At 36.9% G+C, this 26715-nt stretch carries 26 protein-coding genes; all 26 read left to right on the forward strand.

The annotated features are described in order from the left end of the window. The 26 genes from MHI47_RS06135 (at position 1) to MHI47_RS06260 (ending at position 26586) form a co-directional block, all read left to right on the forward strand. A complete protein-coding gene (locus MHI47_RS06135; protein ID WP_340761940.1) occupies positions 1-498 on the forward strand; it encodes a chemotaxis protein CheD in 498 nt (165 codons plus the stop codon). Next, positions 498-809 carry a hypothetical protein gene (locus MHI47_RS06140; RefSeq protein WP_340830052.1) on the forward strand — a complete coding sequence of 104 codons (312 nt, stop codon included), beginning with the start codon at positions 498-500 and terminating at the stop codon, positions 807-809. The genes MHI47_RS06135 and MHI47_RS06140 overlap by 1 nt, the downstream gene beginning before the upstream one ends. Before the next feature lie 107 nt (positions 810-916). Continuing rightward, positions 917-1690 carry a FliA/WhiG family RNA polymerase sigma factor gene (locus tag MHI47_RS06145; protein WP_340830053.1) on the forward strand — a complete coding sequence of 258 codons (774 nt, stop codon included), beginning with the start codon at positions 917-919 and terminating at the stop codon, positions 1688-1690. Between the two features lie 17 nt (positions 1691-1707). Then, on the forward strand, positions 1708-2010 hold the full coding sequence (locus MHI47_RS06150; protein ID WP_093535103.1) for a hypothetical protein: 303 nt from the start codon (positions 1708-1710) through the stop codon (positions 2008-2010). Between the two features lie 8 nt (positions 2011-2018). Then, positions 2019-2495, forward strand: coding sequence for a DUF6115 domain-containing protein (locus tag MHI47_RS06155; protein WP_340761942.1), 477 nt, complete (start codon positions 2019-2021; stop codon positions 2493-2495). Positions 2496-2647: 152 nt separating this feature from the next. Continuing rightward, a complete protein-coding gene (gene rpsB, locus MHI47_RS06160; RefSeq protein ID WP_090562513.1) occupies positions 2648-3370 on the forward strand; it encodes a 30S ribosomal protein S2 in 723 nt (240 codons plus the stop codon). 103 nt (positions 3371-3473) lie between these two features. Further along, on the forward strand, positions 3474-4358 hold the full coding sequence (gene tsf, locus MHI47_RS06165; protein WP_093535099.1) for a translation elongation factor Ts: 885 nt from the start codon (positions 3474-3476) through the stop codon (positions 4356-4358). Between the two features lie 182 nt (positions 4359-4540). Then, positions 4541-5266, forward strand: a complete 726-nt coding sequence (gene pyrH, locus MHI47_RS06170) for a UMP kinase (protein WP_340830054.1) — start codon at positions 4541-4543, stop codon at positions 5264-5266. Continuing rightward, the gene (frr, locus tag MHI47_RS06175; RefSeq protein ID WP_093535095.1) at positions 5266-5823 is read left to right on the forward strand and encodes a ribosome recycling factor; all 558 of its coding nucleotides are present in this window, start codon (positions 5266-5268) and stop codon (positions 5821-5823) included. The genes pyrH and frr overlap by 1 nt, the downstream gene beginning before the upstream one ends. 191 nt (positions 5824-6014) lie before the next feature. After that, entirely contained in the window at positions 6015-6809 is a 795-nt protein-coding gene (locus MHI47_RS06180) for an isoprenyl transferase (RefSeq protein ID WP_340768759.1), read from the forward strand. After that, entirely contained in the window at positions 6806-7597 is a 792-nt protein-coding gene (locus MHI47_RS06185) for a phosphatidate cytidylyltransferase (protein ID WP_340830056.1), read from the forward strand. The genes MHI47_RS06180 and MHI47_RS06185 overlap by 4 nt, the downstream gene beginning before the upstream one ends. 17 nt (positions 7598-7614) lie before the next feature. After that, positions 7615-8763: a 1-deoxy-D-xylulose-5-phosphate reductoisomerase gene (dxr, locus tag MHI47_RS06190; protein ID WP_093535089.1), complete on the forward strand. Its 1149-nt coding sequence runs from the start codon at positions 7615-7617 to the stop codon at positions 8761-8763. 51 nt (positions 8764-8814) lie between these two features. Beyond that, complete coding sequence (rseP, locus tag MHI47_RS06195) at positions 8815-10080, forward strand: RIP metalloprotease RseP (RefSeq protein ID WP_340768762.1); 1266 nt, start codon at positions 8815-8817, stop codon at positions 10078-10080. Between the two features lie 124 nt (positions 10081-10204). After that, positions 10205-14518, forward strand: a complete 4314-nt coding sequence (locus tag MHI47_RS06200) for a PolC-type DNA polymerase III (protein WP_340830058.1) — start codon at positions 10205-10207, stop codon at positions 14516-14518. A gap of 134 nt (positions 14519-14652) precedes the next feature. Continuing rightward, a complete protein-coding gene (gene rimP / locus MHI47_RS06205; protein WP_093535083.1) occupies positions 14653-15132 on the forward strand; it encodes a ribosome maturation factor RimP in 480 nt (159 codons plus the stop codon). A 22-nt stretch (positions 15133-15154) separates the two neighbouring features. Continuing rightward, complete coding sequence (gene nusA / locus MHI47_RS06210; protein ID WP_340761949.1) at positions 15155-16288, forward strand: transcription termination factor NusA; 1134 nt, start codon at positions 15155-15157, stop codon at positions 16286-16288. A gap of 19 nt (positions 16289-16307) precedes the next feature. Then, a complete protein-coding gene (gene rnpM / locus MHI47_RS06215; RefSeq protein WP_093535079.1) occupies positions 16308-16586 on the forward strand; it encodes an RNase P modulator RnpM in 279 nt (92 codons plus the stop codon). Beyond that, entirely contained in the window at positions 16583-16903 is a 321-nt protein-coding gene (locus MHI47_RS06220; RefSeq protein ID WP_093535077.1) for a YlxQ family RNA-binding protein, read from the forward strand. The genes rnpM and MHI47_RS06220 overlap by 4 nt, the downstream gene beginning before the upstream one ends. A gap of 4 nt (positions 16904-16907) precedes the next feature. Next, positions 16908-19325, forward strand: a complete 2418-nt coding sequence (infB, locus tag MHI47_RS06225) for a translation initiation factor IF-2 (protein WP_340830060.1) — start codon at positions 16908-16910, stop codon at positions 19323-19325. Beyond that, positions 19325-19603 (forward strand): DUF503 domain-containing protein, encoded by a 279-nt coding sequence (locus MHI47_RS06230; RefSeq protein WP_093535073.1) that lies wholly within the window; start codon positions 19325-19327, stop codon positions 19601-19603. Before infB ends, MHI47_RS06230 begins: the two co-directional genes overlap by 1 nt. Before the next feature lie 21 nt (positions 19604-19624). Next, the gene (gene rbfA / locus MHI47_RS06235) at positions 19625-19966 is read left to right on the forward strand and encodes a 30S ribosome-binding factor RbfA (RefSeq protein WP_093535071.1); all 342 of its coding nucleotides are present in this window, start codon (positions 19625-19627) and stop codon (positions 19964-19966) included. Between the two features lie 68 nt (positions 19967-20034). Then, entirely contained in the window at positions 20035-20955 is a 921-nt protein-coding gene (gene truB / locus MHI47_RS06240) for a tRNA pseudouridine(55) synthase TruB (protein WP_340830062.1), read from the forward strand. Between the two features lies 1 nt (position 20956). Next, positions 20957-21910 carry a riboflavin biosynthesis protein RibF gene (ribF, locus tag MHI47_RS06245; RefSeq protein WP_093535067.1) on the forward strand — a complete coding sequence of 318 codons (954 nt, stop codon included), beginning with the start codon at positions 20957-20959 and terminating at the stop codon, positions 21908-21910. A gap of 802 nt (positions 21911-22712) precedes the next feature. Then, positions 22713-22982 (forward strand): 30S ribosomal protein S15, encoded by a 270-nt coding sequence (gene rpsO / locus MHI47_RS06250; RefSeq protein ID WP_090562453.1) that lies wholly within the window; start codon positions 22713-22715, stop codon positions 22980-22982. Between the two features lie 155 nt (positions 22983-23137). Next, entirely contained in the window at positions 23138-25258 is a 2121-nt protein-coding gene (gene pnp, locus MHI47_RS06255) for a polyribonucleotide nucleotidyltransferase (protein WP_340830064.1), read from the forward strand. 98 nt (positions 25259-25356) lie between these two features. After that, complete coding sequence (locus tag MHI47_RS06260; RefSeq protein WP_093535063.1) at positions 25357-26586, forward strand: M16 family metallopeptidase; 1230 nt, start codon at positions 25357-25359, stop codon at positions 26584-26586. Positions 26587-26715: the final 129 nt, after the last annotated feature.

Raw genomic sequence — 26715 nt, forward strand, 5'->3', positions numbered from 1 at the left:
ATGAACGCACAGGGTCAAATAGTTAAAGTCGGTATTGCCGATATGAATATTGCAAAAGCTCCGGATAAAATACGTACTTCAGGACTTGGTTCATGTGTAGGGGTTGTTTTATATGACGACAGATCCACGACGGTAGGCATGGTCCATGTTATGCTGCCAGATTCAAGTCTTGGTAGGACTGAGGTAGTAAATATTGCGAAATTTGCGGATACTGGCATTCCTGCTATGGTGGAGCAACTCAAAATAGAGGGTATTCAGCCTTTTAAGTTAAAAGCTAAGATTGCTGGAGGAGCTCAAATGTTTCAATTTTCTTCTACTAAAGATACAATGCGAATCGGACCACGTAATGTTGAAGCAGTAAAAGAGTATTTAAAAAAGTATTCTATTCCTATAATCGCAGAAGATACTGGGGGAAATAGTGGTAGAACGATAGAATTTGATCCTATAACCAAATTACTAAATATTCGAACGGTGAATCAAGGAGTGAGAGATATATAATGGTAGGAACTATTCTTTCTAATTTTTGGGTAGCGCTTATTGCTTTTACTATATACTTTTTATTCTCATATCCTTTTATAGAGGGAATGGGTATTATTCTTGAAGCATGTATTATCTCTTTTGGATTTTTCCTTCTAACATTTTTAGCTAGGGCAATTATTAGTTATATAATTAGTAATCCGCAGGAAGAAATAGAAGACATACCTATTGCAAATGATGCCGGTATTTTAAAATCTGAAATTTCTCCAGAAGATTACGCTGAGTTAGTAAAGACAATGTTAGAGGAAGATGAAAAACCCAATGCAATATAACATAATATATTAAAAAATGAGGGGATCGATAGTTTCGATTCCCCTTTTTAGTGAGATTTTTGTTATAATAACTCTAATGATCAGATATATGGGAGAGGGGGATAATTGTGGCAAATCAAGATTCGACAGATGAACAGGTTCTTTGGAAGAGTTGGACTGAAAGCAAAGATCCTCAAGCCGGAGATTTACTCATGAGAAAATATGTGCCACTTGTAAACTATCATGTGCAAAGAATTGGTGCGGGTATCCCTAAAAATATATCTAGAGAAGAGCTTAAAAGTTTAGGAATGATGGGATTATTTGATGCTCTGAACAAGTTTGACTATAGTAGAGAGCTGAAATTTGATACTTATGCTTCCTTTCGTGTAAGAGGGGCTATTATCGACGGTTTAAGAAAAGAAGATTGGCTTCCACGTTCTTCAAGAGAAAAATCCAAGAAATTAGAAACGAAAATTGAAGAACTCGAGCAAAAGTTGATGAGACATGCGTCTGCTGAAGAGATAGCAGAATTTGTCGAGTTACCTGTTGAAGAGATTTATCAAACTGTACAGGAACATTTTTTCTCAAATGTACTGTCTATAGATGAGCAATTACAAGAAAGTGAAGAACCTGAACATAAATCATATGTAATTCGAGATGACTCTCAGAAAACACCAGAACAACAAATGGTCCAGCAGGAACTAATTGGTGATTTAGCCGGTCAAATTCAACAATTAAATGAAAATGAACAATTAGTGTTAAGTTTATTTTATACGGAAGAACTAACGCTCACAGTTATTGGGGAGATGCTTGGTCTATCTACATCGAGAATATCTCAAATTCATTCGAAAGCACTTTTTAAACTCAGAAAACTATTAATGCCTGAAATGACGAATGTATAGATAAAGGGGATACTACTATGAGTTTAAAACTAGCAGAACTTCAAATAGCTATTCCTAAAACCTTTGATGCTGGTAAAATAGCAGATCAAATACAACAACAAGGTGCAATTAGTCAATCTAACGCGCAAGCTGCCTCTGAAAAACAGCTAGAAAAAAATAGGGAAACCGTCATCAAGTCTTCGGAAACTTCGGAGACAAGCTCTCAGGACGAAGAGAAAGAGCGTATGGAGCACGAGCGGCAGAACAGAGAAAAGAAAGAGCGAGAATTGAAAGAGACAAAGCATCCCTTCAAAGGAAACTTTGTAGATTTTAGTGGTTAGGAGCAGTTATGTTAACGACTTTATTTATAATATTATTCTTAATGCAAGTTATAAGTTTTTACTTCATTGCTCTATTAAATGCCAAGATTTCTAAGTTTAATGAGATGGAACGAAAACAACAACAAGTTTTATTGGACATTGAAGATTCTTTTAGTGCTTATATAGCAGAAATCACAGATGAAAATAATCGCCTTATACAGGAATTACAAAATACAGAAGTACCTCATACTACATTTTCTAAAATTGCAGAAAATCCATCAACAAAAGAAGCTAGAGTATTTGAACCACCAACTTCTTTCGTCTCTAAGCAAGTTGCAGCAAGTAGTTATATGAAATCAGCTCAAACAACAGCAAAAAAAGTACCGGAAACTATGAGAGAAAAAGTGTTATTTCACCATGAAGAAGGAAGAGATCCTGACGAAATAGCGAAAATTCTCCAAATAGGAAAGACTGAAGTTGAACTTTTCCTGAAATTTAAAGATTAAAATAGTTGAAAGTATAAAAATGATATGTTATATTAGAAAACGGTATGAATACACACGCAGTTCGGATGGACTTAGCAGGTGCTCTATTTATAGAGTAGCTAAAGAAAAATGATGAATGCGGAAGACTAAACCAAACCAGGAGGAAACAAATCATGTCAGTAATCTCAATGAAGCAATTATTAGAGGCTGGTGTACACTTCGGTCACCAAACTCGCCGTTGGAATCCAAAAATGAAAAAATACATTTTTGTTGAACGTAACGGAATCTACATCATCGATCTTCAAAAAACGGTGAAAAAATTAGAAGAAGCTTATGATTTCATGCGTCAAGTAGGTCAAGACGGTGGGAAAGTTCTTTTCGTAGGAACTAAAAAACAAGCTCAAGAAGCTATTAAAGAAGAAGCAGAACGTTCAGGTAACTACTATATTAACCAACGTTGGTTAGGTGGTACTTTAACTAACTTCGGTACTATTCAAAAACGTGTAGCTCGTCTTAAAGCTATTGAAAAAATGGAAGAAGACGGTACGTTTGAAGTACTTCCTAAAAAAGAAGTTGTTCAACTTAAAAAACAACACGAACGTCTTGTTAAATTCTTAGGCGGTATCCGTGATATGAAAGCTGTTCCAGATGTAATGTTCGTAGTAGATCCACGTAAAGAGCGTATTGCTGTTGCAGAAGCTCGCAAACTTAACATTCCATTAGTAGGAATTGTTGATACAAACTGTGATCCAGATGAAATCGACTATGTAATTCCTGCAAATGATGATGCAATTCGTGCAGTTAAATTATTAACAGCTAAAATGGCGGATGCATTACTAGAAGCAAGACAAGGTGAAGACGAAGAAGTAACTTCTGCTGAAGTTGCAGCTGAGTAATACCTGAGTAATACGAATGTAATTAACAGGTGATAAGCGGCCAAACCTCTTATCACCTTTTTTTGAGAAAATGACATATTAATTGTACTAGGAGGAATTTATAATGGCAGTTACAGCACAAATGGTTAAAGAATTGCGTGAAAAAACTGGTGCAGGTATGATGGACTGTAAAAAAGCATTAGTAGAATCAGACGGTAATTTAGAAGCAGCAATCGACTTTTTACGTGAAAAAGGTCTTTCTTCTGCAGCTAAAAAAGCAGATCGTATCGCAGCGGAAGGTACTACTTTCATCCAAGTGGAAGGAAACAAAGCTGTATTACTAGAAATGAATGCTGAAACTGATTTTGTTTCTAAAAATGAATCTTTCCAACATTTAGTAAAAACTGTAGCATCTCATTTATTAGCTACAGAGCCAGCTTCAGTAGAAGAAGCACTACCTACAATTATTGAAGAAGGATTAACAGTAGAAAACTTAATCTCTAACGCAGTTGCGAAAATTGGAGAAAAAATTACATTACGTCGTTTTGTAATTGAAAATAAAACAGATGCAGATGCATTTGGTCCATACCTACACATGGGAGGACGTATCGGGGTTCTTACAGTAATTGAAGGATCAACTGATGAGCAAGCGGCTAAAGATGTAGCAATGCATATTGCAGCATTAAACCCTTCTTATATTTCACGTGATGAAGTTTCTGCTGAAGAAGTAGAACACGAACGCAAAATATTAACAGAACAAGCTCTAAACGAAGGAAAACCTGAAAATATCGTTGCTAAAATGGTAGAAGGTCGTCTTGGTAAATACTTTGAAGAAGTTTGTGTATTAGACCAATCATTCGTTAAAAACCCTGACCAAAAAGTAAAAACATTTGTTGAATCAACTGGTGGTAAACTAGTTTCATTCACACGTTACGCTGTTGGTGAAGGAATCGAAAAACGTGAAGACAACTTCGCTGAAGAAGTAATGAACCAAGTAAAAGGTAATTAATATAAGAAAAGCGGCAGACACCGTTCGACTCGATGGTTCAGCGCTTCCCCCGCGGAAGGCATTATCTTGAAACGAAAACCGGTAGTCGTCAATATGCGTCGTTGCTAGAAATAATATCAATAACAACCGGGGGACACGTAATTTGTGTTCCCTATTTTTCAAGATAGAGATGGAGGATACCTATGAACAAACCACAATACGAAAGAATCGTTTTAAAATTGAGTGGCGAGGCATTAGCTGGAGAACAAGGTTTCGGTTTATCTCCTGACATTATTAAATCTGTAGCCGAACAAGTGAAAGAAGTTGTAGATCTTGGAGTAGAGGTTGCGGTAGTTGTAGGTGGAGGAAATATATGGCGAGGTAAAGTAGGAAGCGAAATGGGCATGGATCGTGCTACAGCGGACTATATGGGTATGCTTGCTACAGTAATGAATTCACTAGCTCTACAAGATTCTCTTGAAAAAGCGGGTGTCGAAACACGTGTTCAGACATCTATCGAGATGCGACAAGTCGCAGAGCCTTACATACGTAGAAGAGCCATTCGTCATTTAGAAAAAAAACGAGTAGTTATTTTTGCAGCGGGAACAGGTAATCCATACTTCTCTACTGACACAACTGCAGCTTTAAGAGCAGCTGAGATAGAAGCAGATGTTATATTAATGGCCAAAAATAATGTAGATGGTGTTTACTCTGCTGATCCTAAAACGGATAGTACGGCAGTGAAATATGATACACTATCATTTATCGAAGTAATTCAACAAGGACTCCAAGTAATGGATTCTACAGCGTCTACTTTATGTATGGACAATGATATAGAGCTTATTGTATTTTCGATTATGGAAAAAGGAAATATTAAAAAGGCTGTGCTCGGGGAAACCATAGGGACAGTCGTTAGGAGGAATTCTTAATGCCGAAAAAAGTGATAGAGCAAACAAGTGATAAAATGACTAAAACAATATCGGTTTTTAGTAGAGAATTATCTACTATCCGTGCTGGGCGTGCTAGTGCTTCCCTACTTGACAAAATTACAGTAGATTATTATGGAGCTCCAACCCCTATCAATCAAATGGCTGGTATTTCTATACCAGAAGCTCGCTTATTAACAATCCTTCCTTATGATAAAACTATTTTAGGAGATATTGAAAAAGCGATCATGAAATCAGATTTAGGTATTACTCCTACTAATGATGGAACACTAATTCGTATTGCAATTCCAGCATTAACGGAAGAGCGTCGTAAAGAATTAGTAAAACTAGTAAAAAAAGAAGCAGAAGAAGCAAAAGTAAATGTTCGTAACGTTCGTCGTGACGGTAATGATGATTTGAAAAAACTTGAAAAATCTGGTGGAATTACAGAAGACGAGCTAAGAAATTATACAGAAGAAATTCAAAAACTTACAGATGCTAACATTGAAAAAATTGATGCAATTACTAAAGATAAAGAAAAAGAAATTTTAGAAGTTTAAACCTTATGAAGATGTAGTGAAGGTTAATGCTTTAATAAATACCAAAGTCTTCTTCAAATGATTTGTCTAGGTTAAGTATTTCTGAACTTTTATTTAAAAAAGGCGTCCTTTGAAAGGGACGTCTTTTTATATATGGGTTTATTTGTTATGATAGGGATAGACGTTCGACTTGGTAGATTGGGGGGTTCTAAATGTTTAATAAACTAATTCGTAAAAATGAGAAAAAGATCAATATTCATTTAGATGAACGTAAAGAAAATGCCCAAAAGGAACAGTTACCTAGCCATATTGCAATTATTATGGATGGGAACGGTAGATGGGCTAAAAAGAGGTCACTTCCCCGTATTGCTGGTCATCACGAAGGTATGAAGACTGTAAAAAAAATTACTCTATTTGCAAATGAAGTCGGGATAGATACGTTAACCTTGTACGCTTTTTCCACAGAAAATTGGAAACGTCCAAAAATGGAAGTCGAGTTTTTAATGCGACTACCCGAAGAATTTTTAGGGACGTATTTACCGGAGTTAATCGAACAAAATGTTCAAGTACGAATGATGGGAAATCATGATATGCTGCCTGAGCATACAAAAAGAGCTATTTATAAAGCGATGGATGAAACTGCCCAAAATGATGGACTGATTCTTAACTTTGCTATGAATTATGGAAGTAGAGATGAAATTGTACAGGCAGTCAAACGTATTGCAAAACAAATCGAACAAAAAGAGATTTTAGAGGATGAAATTACAGAAGAATTGCTGACAAATAATTTAATGACCAAAGACTTGTCGGAACCAGATCTTCTCATTCGAACAAGTGGTGAAGTTCGACTGAGTAACTTTATGCTTTGGCAGCTTGCTTACACGGAGTTTTGGTTTACAGAAACGCTTTGGCCAGACTTTGATGAGGCATGCTTATTAGAAGCTATTGAAAGTTATCAAAAAAGGAATAGAAGATATGGTGGACTTAAGGGGGAAGAAGTAAATTGAAACAGCGGATAATAACAGGTGCTATTGCTTTGGCACTATTTCTCCCAATTGTTTTGTTGGGAGGACCTGTTTTCACTATATTAGTATACATAATTGCAGCAGTAGGATTATATGAAATGCTTCGCATGAAGGACTTAAGTTTATTTTCATTCGCCAGTTTAGTTTCGTATCTACTCCTGTTTCTTTTGCTATTGCCATCATCATTTACAGATGATATTTTGCATTATACAGGGCACACGAAATTAGAGTGGTTGTTTGTTGGAGTATTTTTAGTATTAATCTATACAGTATTGGTGAAAAATCGTTTCACTTTTGATGATGCAGCTTTTGTCATTTTAAGTACACTATATGTTGGTATTGGTTTTTACTATTTTATTGAAACAAGAAATGAAGGTTTAGCATACGTTATTTTTGCATTGCTGATCGTATGGACAACAGATTCTGGAGCTTATTTTACCGGACGAAAAATCGGAAAAAGAAAATTATGGCCTGATATTTCTCCAAATAAAACAGTAGAAGGTTTTGTTGGAGGCATTATTTGGGCATTAATCACTGCTTTCATTATTCAATGGATAAGCCCACTTACTTCATCGATGCTTGTATTGATAGGAATTACAATTATTTCTTCTGTTTTTGGACAACTAGGTGACTTAGTAGAATCAGCGATAAAAAGACATTATAATGTGAAAGACTCTGGTAAATTATTGCCAGGTCATGGTGGAATTTTAGATCGATTTGACAGTATTTTATTTGTCTTACCGCTTCTTCACTTTTTACATTTTATCTAAGGAGACGACATTATTTCATGGTTAAAAAAATAAGTTTATTAGGTGCAACTGGTTCTATCGGGATACAAACACTGGATATAATAAAAGAGCATCCAGATAAGTTTCAACTAGTAGCATTTTCAGCGGGAAAAAATATAGAAATTACGAAGCAAATAATTCGAGATTTTTCAGTTCCTCTAGTTTCTGTGTTATTTGAAGAGGATGCAGTTCTGTTAGGGAAAGAATTTCCACGAACAGAACTAGTATTTGGTGATCAGGGATTAGTACAAGTTGCTGCTCATGCAAATGCAGATGTTTTAGTGAATGCTGTACTTGGAAGTGTAGGATTAAGACCAACATTAGAAGCTATTAAAAAAGGAATAACAATTGCAATTGCGAACAAAGAAACATTAGTAACTGCTGGACACTTAGTAATGAATGCAGCTAAGCAATATAATGTACCAATACTGCCGGTCGACAGCGAACATTCAGCCTTGTTTCAAGCGATGAACGGAGAAAAGCGTTCTGAAATTGCAAAGCTCATCATTACTGCTTCAGGTGGAAGCTTTAGAGACTTTACTCGGGAAGAGCTTAAAAATGTAACGGTAAAAGATGCACTGAATCATCCTAACTGGTCTATGGGGTCGAAAATAACAATTGATTCAGCCACAATGATGAACAAAGGTTTAGAAGTTATTGAGGCGCGAGTATTATTTGATATTCCTTATGATGATATAGAAGTGTTACTTCATCGAGAGAGTATTATACATTCATTAGTTGAATTCCAAGATACTAGTGTTATTGCTCAATTAGGAACACCAGATATGCGTGTACCTATCCAATATGCATTGTCTTATCCGGAGAGATTGACAAGAGAGTCAGCACCACGACTTAACTTAGCTCAAATAGGTAAGTTACATTTTGAAGAAATGGATTACACACGTTATCATGCTTTGAAATTAGCTATTGATGCAGGACGAGCAGGCGGAACTATGACAACGGTCCTAAATGCTGCAAACGAGGCTGCTGTATCCTTGTTTTTACAAGAAAAAATTGGTTTCTTAACAATTGATGAGCTAATCGAACGAGCTATGGATGAGCATACGATTCTTTCAAATCCAGATTTAGAAACTATTCTTCATGTAGATGCAAAAACAAGAAAATCTATTGAGAACATGGTAAAATGAAGAGATGTGAAAGTAAAAGCATAAACAGCTAGAAACTAAAGGTGGGATATAGTGGAGACAGCCATTGCGTTTATAATTATATTTGGAAGTATTGTATTTTTCCATGAACTCGGGCATTTTATCTTTGCAAAACAAGCTGGAATCATGGTGCGTGAGTTTGCAATAGGTATGGGACCAAAAATCTTTGGATATACAAAAGGTGAGACTCTTTATACACTACGATTATTGCCTATCGGTGGATATGTTCGTATGGCAGGAGAAGATATGGACTCCGTTGAGCTACAGCCGGGCTTTCGATTAGGAATCCGTTTAAATGATCAAGACGAAATTGATCAGATTTTATTAAATCAAAATAAGCATTATCCTGATATGTTGTTTTTAGAAGTAGAAAAATCTGATTTAACCGATAAAATGTTTATCGAGGGATACAATGAAGAAGAAAAGTTAGTAAGGTACAATGTAGCACGAAATGCTGTCATTAATGAAAAAGGCAGTGAAACAATCATTGCGCCAGCAGATCGTCAATTCGGATCCAAAACAGTTGGGCAGCGATCACTAACTATTTTTGCAGGACCACTTTTTAACTTTATCCTATCGTTTTTCATTTTCTTAGCGCTTGGGTTGTTTCAAGGAGTACCAACATATGAACCTGTTATTACAACAGTTGTGAAAGACAGTCCTGCTGCTCAAGCGGGCATGCAAGATGGCGATTTGGTAACTAAAATAGATGGATCTTCCATCACGACATGGGACGAATTATCAGAAAAAGTGAAAGTAAGTTCAAATGAACTGATGGAATTTACAGTAGAACGTGATGGACAAGAAGTTAATCTGTCTATGACACCCCAAGAAGTTGTAGCTGGAAAAGAAAAAGTTGGACAAATTGGTGTACAATACACTAGTCCAATGGAAAAAAATCCTGCCAAGGCGGTTGTCTTTGGAGCAGAGCAAACATATGAATGGACTAAACGTATATTTACGATACTTGGCACATTAATTACTGGTAATTTCTCTATAGATGATTTATCAGGTCCTGTTGGAATATATAAAGCGACTGAAGAAGTAGCGCAATATGGTGTATTCAATTTAATGCATTGGGCTGCAATACTTAGTATAAATCTAGGGATTATGAATTTATTACCATTACCAGCATTAGATGGTGGTAGACTATTATTCTTCTTGTTTGAAGCTTTACGAGGAAAACCGATAGATAAACAAAAAGAAGGTATGGTCCACTTTGTAGGTATTATGCTATTGATGGTACTAATGGTTGTCGTTACATGGAATGATATACAAAGATTTTTCTTCAATGGGTAAATAATTTTAAGGGGGGAAGTTCAATCATCTGAACTTCCTTTCTTTTACTGTGTATATAAAAGCACAAGCATCTAACACCCCAGACTAGCGCTGGAGCTAGACAGATCAGGGAGGGATACAAACTATGGACGACGGTAAAATGAGGATGCATTTGTTATTGCAGCAACTGGAGTTAACAGAGGATTCCTTCGTAAAGCATTTTGAAAATGCATCCATCGATCGATTCACTGTACATAAAAAAAATAGACAATGGGCTTTTCAAATTCAACTACAGGCCGTATTACCAATAGATGTATTTACGATTTTTCAAACAAGGTTAATAGAAAAGTTTTCTGGTATAGCGAATATCTTACTCACTATTCAAAGTGAAGGAAAAGACGTATCGCAGGAGCTTATCAACCAATATTGGCCATTAGTTCTGAAAGAATTAAGTGACATGGCACCACCTTTAAAAGACCGCTTATTAAAACAACAGCCCGAATGGAACGGTCAGATGATTCATTTAACCTGTGGGCAGGAAATTGAATTGCGAACGTTTAAAAAGAAATATATCGAACAATTGTCAGATGTATATGTAGGGTTTGGATTTCCAAAAATAGCATTCGACTTCCGTTTAGTTGAAGATACAGAAGCAATAGCGCAAGCGCAGTTAGAATTTCTTGAACAACGTCGTTTAGAAGAAGAAATGTTAGGTCAAAAAGCGTTAGAAGATATGCAAAAACGTGATCAAAATAGAACAGAGAATGGTATTCAGAATACAGACGGTCCTTTCCAACTAGGAGTGCCTCTTAAAAAAGATGAGCCAATTATTGACATAAAATCGATTCAAGATGAGGAACGCAGAGTAACGATCGAAGGTTTTGTATTCGACGTCGAAGTCAAAGAGTTGCGAAGTGGTCGTTCTCTTCTGACTGCAAAAGTTACTGACTATACAGATTCTATTTTAGTGAAGATGTTCTCTAGAGATAAAGAAGATGCCCAAATGATGGAACGACTACAAAAGGGAATGTGGATAAAGGTTAGAGGTTCCGTGCAAAATGATACTTTTGTACGAGATTTAATCATTATGGCACAAGATATGAATGAGATAAATCCGGCGGTACGAATCGATACAGCGAAAGAAAAACGTGTAGAGTTACATCTACATACACCGATGAGTCAAATGGATGCTGTTTCCTCTGTATCCTCACTTGTATCACAAGCAGCAAAATGGGGACATAAAGCTATAGCAATTACAGATCATGCGAATCTACAATCATTTCCTGAAGCATATGCTGCTGGGAAAAAGAATGGTATTAAAATTCTATATGGATTAGAAGCAAATCTTGTACATGATGGTGTTCCTATTGCTTATGATGAACAGCATACTGCATTAGAGGATGCTGTATATGTTGTATTTGATGTTGAAACTACAGGCTTATCTGCTACTTACGATAAAATAATTGAGTTGGCAGCTGTAAAAATGCAAAATGGTAATATTATCGATAAATTTGAACGATTTGTTAATCCGCATCACGCTCTTTCCGCTACTACGATCGAGTTAACTGGAATTACAGATGACATGGTTCAAAATGCGCCTGAAATAGAACAGGTTATAAAGGACTTTTATGAATTTATAGGTGATGGCATACTTGTTGCTCATAATGCATCTTTTGATATGGGCTTTCTATATGAAGGTTATCGGAGAACAGGAATAGATTATTTCAGTCATCCGGTTATAGACACATTAGAGCTAGCTAGGTTCTTACATCCAGAGATGAAGTCCCATCGACTTGGTACTCTAACTAAAAAGTTCAATATTGAGTTAACACAAGCACATAGAGCGATATTTGACTGTGAGGCAACAGGATATTTACTACTACATTTGTTAAAAGAAGCTGAGGAACATAAGATAGAGTTTCTAGATGACTTTAACAAGCATATTGGACAAGGGGATTCATATAAACGAGCTCGACCAACTCATTGCACAATCTTAGCTAAAAATGAGGTAGGTTTAAAAAACTTGTTCAAATTAGTATCACTTGCTCATACAACTACTTTCTATCGTGTACCTAGAATAAAAAGGTCAGTGCTGCAAAAACATAGAGAAGGGCTGATCATTGGTTCAGGGTGTGATAAGGGAGAGGTTTTTGAAGGTCTAATGCAAAAACCATTAGAGCAAGTGGAGGAAATTGCACAGTTTTATGATTACTTAGAAATACATCCTAAAGAAGTATATTCTCATTTAATCGAGGCAGAACTAGTTAGAGACGAATGGAACTTAGAAGATATCATCCGTAAAATGCTCAAACTAGGTAAAAAATTGAATTTACCAGTTGTAGCAACCGGCAATGTACATTACTTGCATGAAAATGATGCTATTTTTAGAAAAATACTTGTAAACTCACAAGGTGGAGCTAACCCGTTAAATCGTAACGGGTTACCTAAAGTACATTTTCGCACAACTAATGAAATGTTAGATGCCTTTGCCTTTCTTGGAGAAGACCTAGCAAAAGAGATTGTTGTCACTAATCCTCAAAAAATAGCCGATTCTCTTGAAGACATAAAACCGATTAAAGATGATTTATATACCCCAAAGATTGAGGGAGCAGATGAGGAAGTTAGATCTCTTACTTATTCCAAAGCAAAAGAAATTTATGGAGAAGTACTACCAGAGATAGTAGAAGCACGAATTGAGAAGGAATTAACATCTATTATTGGTCATGGTTTTGCGGTAATTTATTTGATTTCACATAAATTAGTGAAAAAATCTCTAGATGATGGCTATTTAGTTGGATCCAGGGGATCGGTAGGTTCTTCTCTTGTAGCTACAATGACAGAAATTACGGAAGTAAATCCACTACCGCCGCATTATGTATGTCCAAGTTGTCAGCATTCAGAGTTTTTCCAAGACGGATCGGTTGGTTCTGGGTTCGACTTACCTAACAAAAATTGTATTAACTGCGATACACCATATGTAAAAGAGGGGCAAGATATCCCGTTTGAGACTTTCCTTGGATTCAAAGGAGATAAAGTTCCAGATATAGATTTAAACTTTAGTGGTGAATATCAGCCTATTGCACATAATTACACCAAGGAATTATTCGGCGAGGACTATGTGTTTCGTGCTGGTACAATCGGAACGGTAGCTGAAAAAACAGCTTATGGATATGTCAGGGGCTATATGAACGATAATAATTTGGCTCTTCGTGGTGCTGAAATTGATCGTTTAGTTCAAGGATGTTCTGGTGTTAAGCGATCAACGGGTCAACATCCAGGTGGAATCATTGTTGTTCCTGATTATATGGATATATATGACTTTACCCCAATACAGTTTCCGGCCGATGCGCAGGATTCTGAATGGAAAACAACTCATTTTGATTTTCATTCCATTCATGATAATTTGCTAAAACTCGATATACTGGGACACGATGATCCTACTGTTATTCGTATGCTTCAAGACTTATCGGGAATTGATCCTAAGACAATTCCTACAGATGATCCAGAAGTGATGAAAATATTTAGTGGGACGGAATCGCTAGGCGTAACGGAAGAGCAAATAGACTGTAAAACTGGGACACTTGGAATTCCAGAGTTTGGTACTCGTTTTGTAAGACAAATGCTAGAAGAAACGAAACCTTCTACTTTCTCAGAACTTGTCCAAATATCTGGTTTATCTCATGGGACAGATGTATGGCTTGGAAATGCTCAAGAGTTGATACAAGCGGGGACTTGTCAGCTCTCTGATGTAATTGGATGTCGTGATGATATTATGGTTTACCTAATCTATCAAGGGTTAGATCCTTCCTTAGCATTTAAAATTATGGAGTCAGTTCGGAAAGGTAAAGGGCTAACTCCAGAATTTGAAGCTGAGATGAAAAAACAAGGGGTAGCTAATTGGTATATTGAATCCTGTAAAAAGATCAAATACATGTTCCCGAAAGCACATGCTGCTGCCTATGTATTAATGGCAGTTCGTATTGCATACTTTAAGGTGCATTACCCCATAATATATTATGCGGCATATCTTACTGTAAGAGCTTCTGACTTTGATTTGATCTCAATGGTCAACGGATCTCAAACAATTCGAGCAAAACTAGATGAGATTAATGCAAAGGGTCTTGAAGCATCTCCAAAAGAAAAAAACTTATTAACAGTATTAGAAATTGCATTGGAAATGACAGAACGAGGCATTAAAATTCAAAAAGTTGATCTATACAAATCACATGCAAATGAATTTATTATAGAAGGAAATACATTAATTCCTCCTTTTGATTCGATACCAGGATTAGGTACAAATGTTGCATTTCAAATTGCTAAAGCACGAATTGATGGTGAATTTTTATCCAAGGAAGATCTTCAACAAAGAGGTAAAGTATCCAAGACAATCATCGAATATATGGATGCGATGGGCTGTCTAGAAGGTCTGCCAGATGCCAATCAGCTTTCGTTGTTTTAGGAGGTAATTTGCAAGGCACCATGATGTATGGTAATATAAAACTACCAATGTTTCATAGTTCTGTGACGAAAGAGTGGGATTTCCCGCTCTTTTCTGTTGTTATATAGAAAATCATTGTTGTGTAGGAGGCTTATATGAGTAATATTATTAGTAAAATTGAAGAGCTTGTATCGCCTATTTTACAAGAGTTAAATTTAGATCTTGTAGATATAGAATATGTAAAAGAAGGTCGAGATTGGTTTTTACGTATTTATATTGATACTCCAAATGGCGGCATTGATATTGAACAATGTGCTCAAGTTAGTGAAAAACTAAGTGAAAAGTTAGATGTAGAAGATCCAATATCAGAAAATTACTTTTTAGAGGTTTCTTCTCCTGGAGCAGAACGACCTTTGAAAAAGGATTCGGATTTCACGAATGCGATTGGTAAGCATGTTTTTATCAAAACATACGAGCCAGTGAACGGAGCTAAGGAATTTGAAGGAACATTACTTTCTTATTCAATAGAAGAAGGCGCATTAATTGAAGTACGTGTGAAAACAAGAAGAGTAAAAATTCAAATTGAAAAAGAGAAAATTGCGCTTGCCCGTTTAGCAATTGATTTCTCTGCATAACGTATATGGAGGAGTGAAAGCAGTGAGTAGTGAATTTTTAGATGCGTTAACTGCGCTCGAACAACAAAAGGGAATTTCAAGAGATGTTTTAATAGAAGCAATAGAAGCTGCTTTAGTAACTGCCTATAAAAGAAATTTTAACCAAGCCCAAAATGTTCGTGTCGATATTAACCTTGCTACTGGTACTATGCTTGTTTATTCAAGAAAAGATGTAGTAGAAGAAGTAGCAGACGACCGTCTGCAAGTATCCTTAGAGGATGCTCAAGTTATAAATCCACACTATGCGATTGGTGATGTAGTTGAAGAGGAAGTTACACCACGTAATTTCGGTCGTATTGCAGCTCAAACGGCGAAGCAAGTTGTTACTCAACGTGTACGTGAAGCTGAACGTGGTCTTATCTACGAAGAATATGTGGATCGTGAAGATGATATTGTAAATGGTATTGTAGAACGATTAGATGCTCGTAATATTTACGTGGGATTAGGAAAAGTTGAGGCTGTATTACCAGCAAATGAACAAATCCAAACAGAGACATTCCGACCACATGAACGTATTAAAGTGTATATTACGAAAGTAGAACGTACTACTCGTGGACCACAAGTATTTGTTTCTAGAACTCACCCTGGCTTACTTCGTCGTTTGTTTGAAATGGAAGTTCCAGAAATCTTTGAAGGCATTGTAGAGATTAAGTCTATTGCTCGTGAAGCAGGGGACCGCTCGAAGATTTCCGTTTTTGCACATAATGATGAAATTGATCCTGTTGGTTCATGTGTTGGTGCAAAGGGAGCTCGAGTACAAACAATTGTTAACGAGTTAAGTGGAGAGAAAATTGACATAGTTGAATGGTCTGAAGATCCAGTAGTGTTTGTTGCAAATGCGCTTAGTCCTTCTAAAGTAATCGACGTTCAAGTAAATGAAGATGAAAAATCTACAACGGTAGTAGTACCAGATTATCAGTTGTCACTTGCAATTGGTAAGAGAGGTCAAAATGCTCGTCTTGCAGCAAAACTGACTGGCTGGAAAATCGATATTAAGAGCGAAACTGATGCAAGAGAACTTGGAATTTATCCAAATGAAAATTCTCCACAGCTTATCGTAGAAAAAATGGATGAAGAAGAATTGGATGATTTCGATTTTTATAAAGAAGAACAATAAGCAAGGATGGTGATTTAAAATGGCGGTTCAAAAGAAAATACCGTTACGTAAATGTGTTGCTACTGGTGAAATGTTTCCGAAAAAAGAAATGATTCGTATAGTCCGTTCGAAAGAAGGAGAAGTTTCCGTAGACCTAACAGGTAAAAAATCTGGTCGTGGCGCTTATGTATCCAAATCTATCGAAGCGGTAAACCAAGCGAAAAAGAAAAATTCACTAGGCACTCATTTAGAAGCACCAATTCCAAATGAAGTATATGACCAGTTAATCGTTGTTATTGAAAGAGATAAACTCAAATGAAAATAGAAGAACAGATATCTAATCTTTTAGGTTTAGCGACTCGAGCAAGAAAAACAATAACTGGTGAAGAATTAGTTGTAAAAGAAATAAGAAGTCAAAAGGCTAAACTAGTTGTTTTATCAAATGACGCTTCTAAAAATACAGCAAAAAAAATTAATGATAAATGTGCATCTTTTAACGTTGAGCTGCATGTCTTTGGAGACCGGCACGATCTCGGACATGCGACGGGAAAAGAGGCCAGGGTGGCAATAGCCATTATGGATGACGGTTTCGCTAAAAAACTGTCCGGCCTTCTCAACGAATATAACCGGGGGTGAGCTAATGACTAAAATCAGAGTTCATGAATATGCGAGACAAATAGATAAATCGAGTAAAGAAGTTATTGAGCAATTAGGAAAGATGAATATTCAAGTGACGAATCATATGTCTACACTTGAAGGAGAAACTATCTCTAAACTAGATGGTATTTATAAAAATTCTTCACAATCAAATACTAAACCTGCTTCAACATCTTCAAAACCTGCACAACAGACTCAATCAAGACCAACAAACTCAAACCAAGGTCAACAAAGACCAACATCTGGCGGGCAATCAAGACCGTCTAACCAAGGTCAACAAAGACCAACATCTGGTGGACAATCAAGACCGTCTAACCAAGGCCAACAAAGACCGGCATCTGGCGGACAGTCAAGACCGTCTAACCAAGGTCAACAAAGACCAACATCTGGCGGACAATCAAGACCGTCTAACCAAACGAATACAAATGCTGCAGCTTCAGGAAGTAATACGCAATCTAGCAGCACGCAAGGAACAAATAACCAACCTAAAAAGACGTTTACAAATAACAAAGCTCCAGCGGGTGCTTATCGTCCAGGTGGTCAAAATCGTCCAGGTGGCAATAGACCGGGTCAAAAATTCCAAAAACGTAGAAAAGGTCCTACTACACCAGTTCAACCACCAGTACCAAGAAAAGAACGTGAACTTCCAGCGAAGATTACGTTTACCGATTCTTTAACTGTTCTTGAACTTTCGAAAAAAATTGGTCGTGAACCAGCAGAAATTATCAAAAAATTATTCCTACTTGGCGTAATGGCAACAATAAACCAAGTATTAGATAAGGATGCAATTGAACTTATTTGTGCAGACTATGGTGTAGAAGTTGAAGAAGAAATCCGTATCGACATTACTGATTTAGAAGTTCACTTCGATCCAACGCCAGAAGACAGCACTAATCAATCAGAGCGTCCACCAGTTGTTACAATTATGGGTCACGTCGATCATGGTAAAACAACACTTCTTGACTCAATTCGTCATACAAAAGTAACTGCAGGAGAAGCCGGTGGTATTACTCAACATATCGGTGCTTACATGATTGAAGACAACGACAAGAAGATTACATTCCTAGATACACCAGGACATGCTGCATTTACGACAATGCGTGCACGTGGTGCAAAAATTACGGATATCACGATTCTTGTAGTTGCAGCTGATGATGGTGTTATGCCTCAAACAGTAGAAGCTATTAACCATGCGAAAGCTGCTGAAGTGCCAATTATCGTAGCAGTAAATAAAATGGATAAACCATCTGCCAATCCTGACCGTGTAATGCAAGAGTTAACAGAACATGGCTTAGTTCCTGAGGCATGGGGTGGAGATACTATCTTCGTACCAATCTCAGCACTAAAAGGAGAAGGAATCGACAACTTGTTAGAAATGGTTTTACTTGTTTCAGAAGTTGGAGAGTTAAGAGCAAATCCAAAACGTCTTGCTTTAGGAACTGTAATTGAAGCTCAACTTGACAAAGGTCGTGGTTCTGTTGCTACATTACTAGTTCAAGATGGTACATTAAAAGTTGGAGACCCTATCGTTGTTGGTCATGCATTCGGACGCGTAAGAGCAATGGTTAATGATCTTGGTCGCCGTGTGAAAGAGGCAGGACCATCTACTCCAGTTGAAATAACTGGTCTAAACGAAGTGCCACAAGCTGGAGACCGCTTTGTAGTATTCGAAGATGAAAAAACAGCTCGACAAGTTGGAGAGTCTCGTGCATCAGAAGCACAAGTTACTCAACGCTCAGAAAAAACTCGTGTAACATTAGACAATTTATTTGATCAAATGAAACAAGGGGAAATGAAAGAGCTTAACTTAATCGTTAAAGCAGACGTACAAGGAACTGTTGAAGCGATGGCTGCTTCCCTTATGAAGATAGATGTAGAAGGTGTTAACGTTCGCATCATTCATACTGGAGCTGGAGCAATTACTGAATCAGATATTAGTTTGGCAGCTGCATCGAATGCAATTGTTATCGGATTTAACGTTCGTCCGGATACAAATGCAAAACGTATGGCCGACCAAGAAGGCGTAGATATTCGTTTACACCGTATTATTTATAAAGTAATCGAAGAAATTGAATTTGCAATGAAGGGGCTACTTGACCCTGAGTTCCAAGAGAAAATTATCGGTCAAGCCGAAATTCGTGAAACTTTCAAAGTATCTAAAGTTGGTACGATTGCTGGTTCTTACGTAACGGAAGGTAAAATTTCTAGAGATAGTGGTGTACGTGTTATTCGTGAAGGAATTGTTATTTTCGAAGGCGAACTAGATACGCTAAAACGCTTTAAAGATGATGCTAAAGAAGTTGCTAAAGGATATGAGTGTGGTATCACTATTAAAAACTTCAATGATATCAAAGAAGGCGATATCGTGGAAGCTTATATCATGGAAGAAATTAAACGCTAATGATTGTCTATGCAGACTGTGAATTTCTCATTCCTACTGCACATTCTTTAAAAGAAAAACGAGCTGTTCTTCAAAGAATGCTCACAAGAACAAAACAAAAGTATAATGTTTCTATTTCAGAATTAGATCATCAGGATACGTGGCAGCGTACTAGCATTGGAATCGTTGCAATTGCTTCTCAAAAAGATGCGGCCGAACGAGAGCTAATGAACGCAATCCGATTTCTTGAATCTAATCCTGAATGGGAATGTATTAATATAAGTAAAGAATACTTATAAAGAAAATGAGGTGTAGCGATCATGTCAATGCGTGCTAACCGAGTTGCTGAGCAAATGAAAAAAGAATTGGGCGAAATTATCGGACGAAAATTAAAGGACCCACGTATCGGTTTTGTCACTATCACAGATGTAGCTGTTACTGGTGATTTACAACAAGCGACCATTTATGTTACGGTGCTTGATGGAAACCGCGCGGATACTTTAAGAGCTTTAGAACAAGCTAAAGGATTTATTCGTTCTGAAATAGGTCAACGTATTCGCTTACGTATAACGCCTGAACTAATCTTTGAATATGATGAATCTGCAGCATATGGTAATCGTATAGATGATTTATTAAGACAAATTAATAAGCCATCTGAGTAATAAAAACTAAGAAGTCTGCTTTGTTATTAAAGCAGACTTCTTTGTTATATATACAAGGGGTGAACTGGATGTACGAAGGAATATTGCCTTTATGGAAAGAAAAAGGAATGACCTCACACGATTGTGTTTTTAAACTTAGAAAAATATTGAAGATGAAAAGAATTGGCCATACAGGAACATTGGATCCAAGTGTGGAAGGAGTTTTACCTATTTGTTTAGGGCAGGCTACAAAAGTGTCAGAATATATAATGGATCAAGGGAAGACGTATATAGCTACTATTTCTATTGGTACATCAACAACTACTGAAGATGCAGACGGTGACATCGTTGTAAATGACATAACTCCTAAGTCTTTTTCTCGTGAACAAATTTTAGAAGTATTAGCGAAACTGACTGGGGAGATTACTCAAATTCCCCCGATGTATTCTGCAGTAAAAGTGAATGGAAAAAAACTATATGAATACGCTCGAGAAGGAAAAGAAGTAGAACGCCCAAGTAGGAAAGTGATGATTCACAATATAAGATTATTGGATGAAGCCCCTACTTTTTCAGGACAAGAAGTTACGTTCAACATTGAAGTCGACTGTGGAAAAGGTACCTATATTCGTACCCTTGCTGTTCAAATCGGGGAATTACTGGGATATCCAGCACATATGTCATCTCTAGTAAGAACAGCTTCTGGAAGCTTTTCTAAAGATCAGTGTCTCACTTTAAGTGAGGTGCAAGCTGCTGTGGATGAAGGTTCATTATCTGTAACATTACTTCCCTTAAAAGATGCATTAGCGACTTGGCCAACAGTTGAAGTCAATGATGATAACAACAAAAGTATAACTAATGGACAAGTAGTAGAAATTCATCCGTTATTAGCTGAAAACGAAAAAATAGTATTCGAACTGTTGGAAAATCCGATAGCAGTTTATATTAAACATCCGACGAAAAGTGGTATGATGAAACCAGAAAAAATGTTTTCATCTGAAAAAGGAGATTAATATGGACGTATATCACTTATCCTATCCAAACCATTTATTTAAAAATGATAAAAATGAAGCTTACTCTTTAGCGATTGGTTTTTTCGACGGAGTGCATAAAGGGCATCAAGCAGTCATTCAGGAAGCCCTCGATAAAGGGAAAGAGAAGAATATCAAAACAGCTGTGATGACATTTGATCCGCATCCTTCATTAGTACTTGGTGGCAGAAAAGAGAAAGTATTTTATATTACACCTATTCAAGAAAAAACAGATATATTGCAAAGCTTAGGGGTAGATGCAGTTTTTGTTGTTCGGTTTACTTCCGATTTTGCAAAGTTAACACCCGAAAAGTTTATAGAATTCTTTATAAACGGGACGAATGTCAAACACGTTACAGCCGGCTTTGACTTTTCATTTGGAGCTTTTGGTAAAGGTACCATGAAAGATATGGAGATTCTCTCTGAAGGGAAATATTCTGTATCAGTCGTAGAGAAAAAACAGCTCGTGGACGAGAAGATTAGCTCAACTAGAATAAGAGCTGAGCTAACGGCGGGTAATATGGAGCAAGTCAGAGAATTATTAGGCCGACCTTTCAAGTTAACAGGAGTTGTGATCCATGGTGACAAAAGAGGGAGAACTATAAACTTTCCAACGGCGAATGTTGAACCGACCGAAGGGCAATTTACACCAGCAACTGGCGTGTACGCAGTTAAAATACGCGTTCAGGAGACTTGGCATGAGGGAGTATGTAATGTAGGTTACAAACCAACATTTAATAATCCCGATGAGAAAAGACTTTCTATTGAAGTACATATTATTGATTTTGATCAATCCATCTATGGTGAGGAAGTAACGGTCCATTGGTATAAGCGAATTAGATCGGAACAAAAGTTCAATGGAATTGACGAGTTAAAAGAACAAATTGGAAAAGACAAGCAAGTTGCGATCGAGTTTTTTAAAAATGAAAATGAATAATAATAGATGGGCTACCGGAGATTAATTTCGGTAGCTTTTTTAAAATAGAAAAATACATCGTGTTTTAAGAGTCAAAAAATGAATAAATAATACTTGTGATTTCCGTTTCAACGTACTTTCATGTTTCGAAGCTAGCTTAGCGATGCAGAAACAGGTGGACGCGTTTCGCGGGGTGAGCGATGAGCTATCACCACAGCACACGCGTCGCTGTGATATCTCATCTGTCTCACTCATCCCGCTGAAGTCGCCACCTTACTCTCCAATCAATTGAGTGAGTAGTACTTAACTATTGATAGATCATAGCTTCTTGCATATAGAATAATAGTAGCCAAATTTAATATAGGGATATAACAGTCTAATATTGAATTGGGCTGTTATCATGTAACAAAGAATGTAGAAAGTGGATTTTCTTTATCTTAGTCTCTGTCAGCCAAATTTTCCAATCATATAAAGTGGATATAATTGATTGGAGCGCAGAGTGGCGACTCCAGTGGGACAGCGCGAGCTGAAGACCCTGGACTGAGCCTAAGCGAGGGAAGCGGCTGAAGTCGTGCCCACGGAAAGCGTCCGCTCGGAGCGGAAATCAATGACCTATCTACATTTGTATTTTTAGAGGATCGTTTTTTTACTTTGTTTTTAAAAGAATAATTCGATCTTGTCACTTACTAATTAGTTGCTTCACCAATCTATTTATGATAATCTTTATAAGTACAATACCGTACTTAACCTTTCCTTGGCTTTTTCGATTCTCCAACGATTGCTCAGGATTAGGGGATAACAAGAATTTTAGGAGGAAACCAACATGGCAATTACACAAGAACGCAAAAATGAATTAATCGCTGAGTACAGAACTCACGAAAGTGATACTGGATCTGCTGATATTCAAATCGCAATTCTTACAGAAGAGATTAACTCTTTAAACGAACATTTACGTACTCATAAGAAAGATCATCACTCACGTCGTGGTCTATTCAAAATGGTTGGACGTCGCCGTAACTTATTAAAATACTTACGTGAAAACGAAGTATCACGTTACCGTGATCTAATCGCAAAACTTGGTTTACGTCGATAAGATTCGATTTAGGAAAGCGGGATTTATCCCGCTTTTTCTTTTGCATAAAAAACTTCGCATAGTTGAAAGATTTTTGATACACTACTTATGATACATATAACTTTTATATACCCTTTTTTAAAGGAGTTTTTGAAGTCGAGAGGAGTCCAGATTACATGAGTGAAAAGAAAGTATTTACGTACGAATGGGCAGGACGCCCGTTGCAAGTAGAAATAGGACAACTTGCAAAACAAGCGAACGGGGCAGTATTAGTACGATATGGTGATACAACTGTATTATCTGTAGCAACTGCATCGAAAAACCCTAAGAATTTAGATTTCTTCCCTTTAACTGTGAACTATGAAGAAAAACTTTACGCTGTAGGTAAAATCCCAGGCGGATTTATCAAACGTGAAGGACGTCCTTCAGAACGAGCAATCTTAACAAGTCGTTTGATTGACCGTCCAATTCGTCCTTTATTCCCAGATGGTTTCCGTAATGAAGTTCAAGTGATTTCAATCGTGATGTCTGTTGATCAAAACTGTTCTTCTGAGATGGCGGCAATGTTAGGTTCATCTTTAGCGCTTAGCGTTTCAGATATCCCATTTGACGGTCCAATAGCTGGCGTTCAGGTAGGTTTAATTGGAGAAGAACTAATTATCAATCCAACTGTAGAGCAAATGGGTAAGAGCACTTTAGACTTGGTAGTAGCCGGGACAAAAGATGCGATTAACATGGTTGAAGCAGGGGCTAAAGAAGTTTCAGAGGAAACGGTACTTGAGGCAATTATGTTCGGTCATAATGAAATTATCAAGTTAATCGAATTCCAAGAAAAAGTAGTAGCTGAAGTTGGAAAAGCGAAAAAAGATATTCCTCTTTTTGAGTTAGATAAAGTACTTTTTGAAAAAGTAAAAGGTATTTGTGAAACAAAACTTGTACAAGCAATACAAGTACAAGAAAAACATGCTCGTGAAGATGCTATTACTGAAGTAAAAACAGAAGTCATTGCAATTTATACAGAAAAAGAAGCAACTGATGAGACGTTGAAGCAAGTACGTGAAATTTTAGATGCAATGGTGAAAGATGAAGTTCGTCGTTTGATAACAGAAGACAAAATTCGTCCTGATGGTCGTGGAGTAGCGGAAATTCGTCCACTATCTTCAGAAGTTGGCGTATTGCCTAGAACTCACGGTTCTGGATTGTTTACACGTGGACAAACACAAGCTTTGAGCATATGTACTTTAGGGCCCCTTGGTGATGTGCAAATTATCGATGGAATTGGCTTAGAAGAAACAAAACGTTTCATGCATCACTATAACTTCCCTCAGTTTAGTGTAGGAGAAACTGGTCCTATCCGTGCTCCAGGTCGTCGCGAAATTGGTCATGGTGCTTTAGGAGAGCGCGCTCTAGAGGCAGTTCTTCCAGATGAAGCTGATTTCCCATACACACTTCGTTTAGTAGCAGAAGTGTTAGAATCCAATGGATCAACATCACAAGCTAGTATTTGTGCATCAACTCTAGCAATGATGGATGCAGGTGTTCCTTTGAAAGCACCAGTTGCAGGGATTGCAATGGGACTTGTGAAAAAAGGTGAACATTATACTGTATTAACGGATATTCAGGGAATGGAAGATCATCTTGGAGATATGGACTTTAAAGTAGCTGGTACATCTAAAGGTATTACAGCACTTCAAATGGATATTAAAATTGATGGACTATCAAGAACAATTCTTGAAGAAGCGTTAGAGCAAGCTAAAATTGGTCGTATGCAAATTTTAGAAAGTATGCTTGCAACAATTTCTGATCCACGTGAGAAACTGTCCAAATATGCACCTAAAATTGTTGTGATTAAGATTAATCCGGATAAAATCCGTGATGTAATTGGACCAGGTGGTAAACAAATTAATAAAATTATCGATGAAACTGGCGTGAAAATTGATACAGAGCAAGATGGTACAATTTATATCGCATCAGCTGATGAAGAGATGATTGCACGTGCAAAAGAAATTATCGAGAACATTGTACGAGTAGCGCAAGTTGGCGAATATTATCTTGGGAAAGTTAAACGAATTGAAAAATTCGGTGCTTTCGTAGAATTATTCACTGGCAAAGATGGCTTATTGCATATTTCCGAAATTCAAGAAGAACGTACGAAAAATGTGGAAGATGTTCTAAAACTTGGGGATGAGCTATTAGTGAAAGTAATTGAAATTGATAATCAAGGTCGTGTCAATTTATCTCGTAAAATTGTTGTAAAAGAAGAAAAAGAACGCGCTGAGCAACAAGAAAACAAATAATTAATCAATTACATCAGCATGACAAAAAAGGTTGACCGTAGCCGTGTTGCTACGGCAACCTTTTTAAATAGCTGAATAGAATAAACTGAGGTGTTAATTTGATAAATAAACTAACTTGTAAAAATGGAATACGAATTGTTTCAGAACATATTCCTTATGTACGATCTGTGGCTGTAGGGATTTGGGTCGAGGCAGGATCAAGGTATGAGTTACCAGAAGAAAATGGCTTAACTCATTTTATTGAGCATATGTTATTTAAAGGAACTGAAACGAGAACTGCGAAACAAATTGCAGAAGAATTTGATCGTATTGGTGGTAATATCAATGCTTTCACTTCTAAAGAGAATACATGCTACTATGCAAAAGTATTAGATCATCATGCAGAACATGCAGTAGAAATACTAGCAGATATGTTTTTCCACTCTCAATTTGATGCAAATGAAATTGAGAAAGAAAGACAGGTTGTTTTGGAAGAGATTAATATGGTAGAGGACACACCCGATGATATTGTGCATGAATATTTATGGCAAGCGATGTATGAAAATGACCCGCTTGGTGCACCTATTTTAGGCACAGAGGAAACGTTGAATAGTTTCACAAAAGAAACGATTCAAGCATACATGAAAAAACATTATACCCCAGAAAATGTAGTTATATCTGTTGCGGGTAATATTCCAGAAGGACTACTAGAGTATATTGAAACATTATTTAGCCAACTAGAAAAATCGAGTAATGAGAAAATACCTATGGCAACTCCAGAGTTGAGAGCAGTACATGTCGAAAACTTTAGAGAAACTGAGCAAGCACATCTTTGTTTAGCCTATCCAAGTTTAAGTGTAAAGGCTGATAACATTTATAGCCTAGTTGTGATGAACAATATCTTGGGTGGAAGTATGTCTTCTAGGCTTTTCCAAGAAATCAGAGAAGAAAAAGGTCTTGCTTACTCGATCTATTCTTATCATTCGTCATATGAAGATACTGGTGCTCTTGCTATTTATGGTGGGACTTCTAGCAACCAATTGGAAGAACTATCTATGTCAATTCAGCAAGCGATACAAAATGTTCTTGAAAAAGGATTCACAGAAACAGAAGTATCTAATGCAAAAGAGCAATTGAAAGGTAATCTACTCCTTGGCTTAGAGAGCTCCAATGCTCGAATGAGCCGTAATGGTAAAAATGAATTGCTGTATGGTGAACATCGTTCATTAGATGAAGTAAGTGCATCAATTGATGAAGTCTCCTTACAATCGGTAATGGATCTTGCTGCAGAGACATTTTCCCATAAACCAGCCATCTCAATCATTAAACCAAAAGTCGATCAAATTTGATCGGCTTTTTTTATATTGGAAATATATTTTTTGTTTTTTAAGGACCAGGCGTCTTCTTTCCCGTTTTTTTATATTCACTTTGTACTGCGAAATGGCATATATATAAATAGAAATCAATAAGGGGGAGAA

Origin of the sequence: Psychrobacillus sp. FSL H8-0487 (assembly GCF_038008385.1) — a bacterium.
Classification (GTDB): domain Bacteria; phylum Bacillota; class Bacilli; order Bacillales_A; family Planococcaceae; genus Psychrobacillus; species Psychrobacillus psychrotolerans.

What these genes read in the sequence shown, in the direction of transcription:
- MHI47_RS06135 (WP_340761940.1), top strand. Translation starts at nt 1, where the DNA reads ATGAACGCACAGGGTCAAATAGTTAAAGTCGGTATTGCCGATATGAAT.
- MHI47_RS06140 (WP_340830052.1), top strand. Translation starts at nt 498, where the DNA reads ATGGTAGGAACTATTCTTTCTAATTTTTGGGTAGCGCTTATTGCTTTT.
- MHI47_RS06150 (WP_093535103.1), top strand. Translation starts at nt 1,708, where the DNA reads ATGAGTTTAAAACTAGCAGAACTTCAAATAGCTATTCCTAAAACCTTT.
- MHI47_RS06155 (WP_340761942.1), top strand. Translation starts at nt 2,019, where the DNA reads ATGTTAACGACTTTATTTATAATATTATTCTTAATGCAAGTTATAAGT.
- rpsB (WP_090562513.1), top strand. Translation starts at nt 2,648, where the DNA reads ATGTCAGTAATCTCAATGAAGCAATTATTAGAGGCTGGTGTACACTTC.
- tsf (WP_093535099.1), top strand. Translation starts at nt 3,474, where the DNA reads ATGGCAGTTACAGCACAAATGGTTAAAGAATTGCGTGAAAAAACTGGT.
- pyrH (WP_340830054.1), top strand. Translation starts at nt 4,541, where the DNA reads ATGAACAAACCACAATACGAAAGAATCGTTTTAAAATTGAGTGGCGAG.
- frr (WP_093535095.1), top strand. Translation starts at nt 5,266, where the DNA reads ATGCCGAAAAAAGTGATAGAGCAAACAAGTGATAAAATGACTAAAACA.
- MHI47_RS06180 (WP_340768759.1), top strand. Translation starts at nt 6,015, where the DNA reads ATGTTTAATAAACTAATTCGTAAAAATGAGAAAAAGATCAATATTCAT.
- dxr (WP_093535089.1), top strand. Translation starts at nt 7,615, where the DNA reads ATGGTTAAAAAAATAAGTTTATTAGGTGCAACTGGTTCTATCGGGATA.
- MHI47_RS06200 (WP_340830058.1), top strand. Translation starts at nt 10,205, where the DNA reads ATGGACGACGGTAAAATGAGGATGCATTTGTTATTGCAGCAACTGGAG.
- rimP (WP_093535083.1), top strand. Translation starts at nt 14,653, where the DNA reads ATGAGTAATATTATTAGTAAAATTGAAGAGCTTGTATCGCCTATTTTA.
- rnpM (WP_093535079.1), top strand. Translation starts at nt 16,308, where the DNA reads ATGGCGGTTCAAAAGAAAATACCGTTACGTAAATGTGTTGCTACTGGT.
- MHI47_RS06220 (WP_093535077.1), top strand. Translation starts at nt 16,583, where the DNA reads ATGAAAATAGAAGAACAGATATCTAATCTTTTAGGTTTAGCGACTCGA.
- infB (WP_340830060.1), top strand. Translation starts at nt 16,908, where the DNA reads ATGACTAAAATCAGAGTTCATGAATATGCGAGACAAATAGATAAATCG.
- MHI47_RS06230 (WP_093535073.1), top strand. Translation starts at nt 19,325, where the DNA reads ATGATTGTCTATGCAGACTGTGAATTTCTCATTCCTACTGCACATTCT.
- rbfA (WP_093535071.1), top strand. Translation starts at nt 19,625, where the DNA reads ATGTCAATGCGTGCTAACCGAGTTGCTGAGCAAATGAAAAAAGAATTG.
- truB (WP_340830062.1), top strand. Translation starts at nt 20,035, where the DNA reads ATGTACGAAGGAATATTGCCTTTATGGAAAGAAAAAGGAATGACCTCA.
- ribF (WP_093535067.1), top strand. Translation starts at nt 20,957, where the DNA reads ATGGACGTATATCACTTATCCTATCCAAACCATTTATTTAAAAATGAT.
- rpsO (WP_090562453.1), top strand. Translation starts at nt 22,713, where the DNA reads ATGGCAATTACACAAGAACGCAAAAATGAATTAATCGCTGAGTACAGA.
- pnp (WP_340830064.1), top strand. Translation starts at nt 23,138, where the DNA reads ATGAGTGAAAAGAAAGTATTTACGTACGAATGGGCAGGACGCCCGTTG.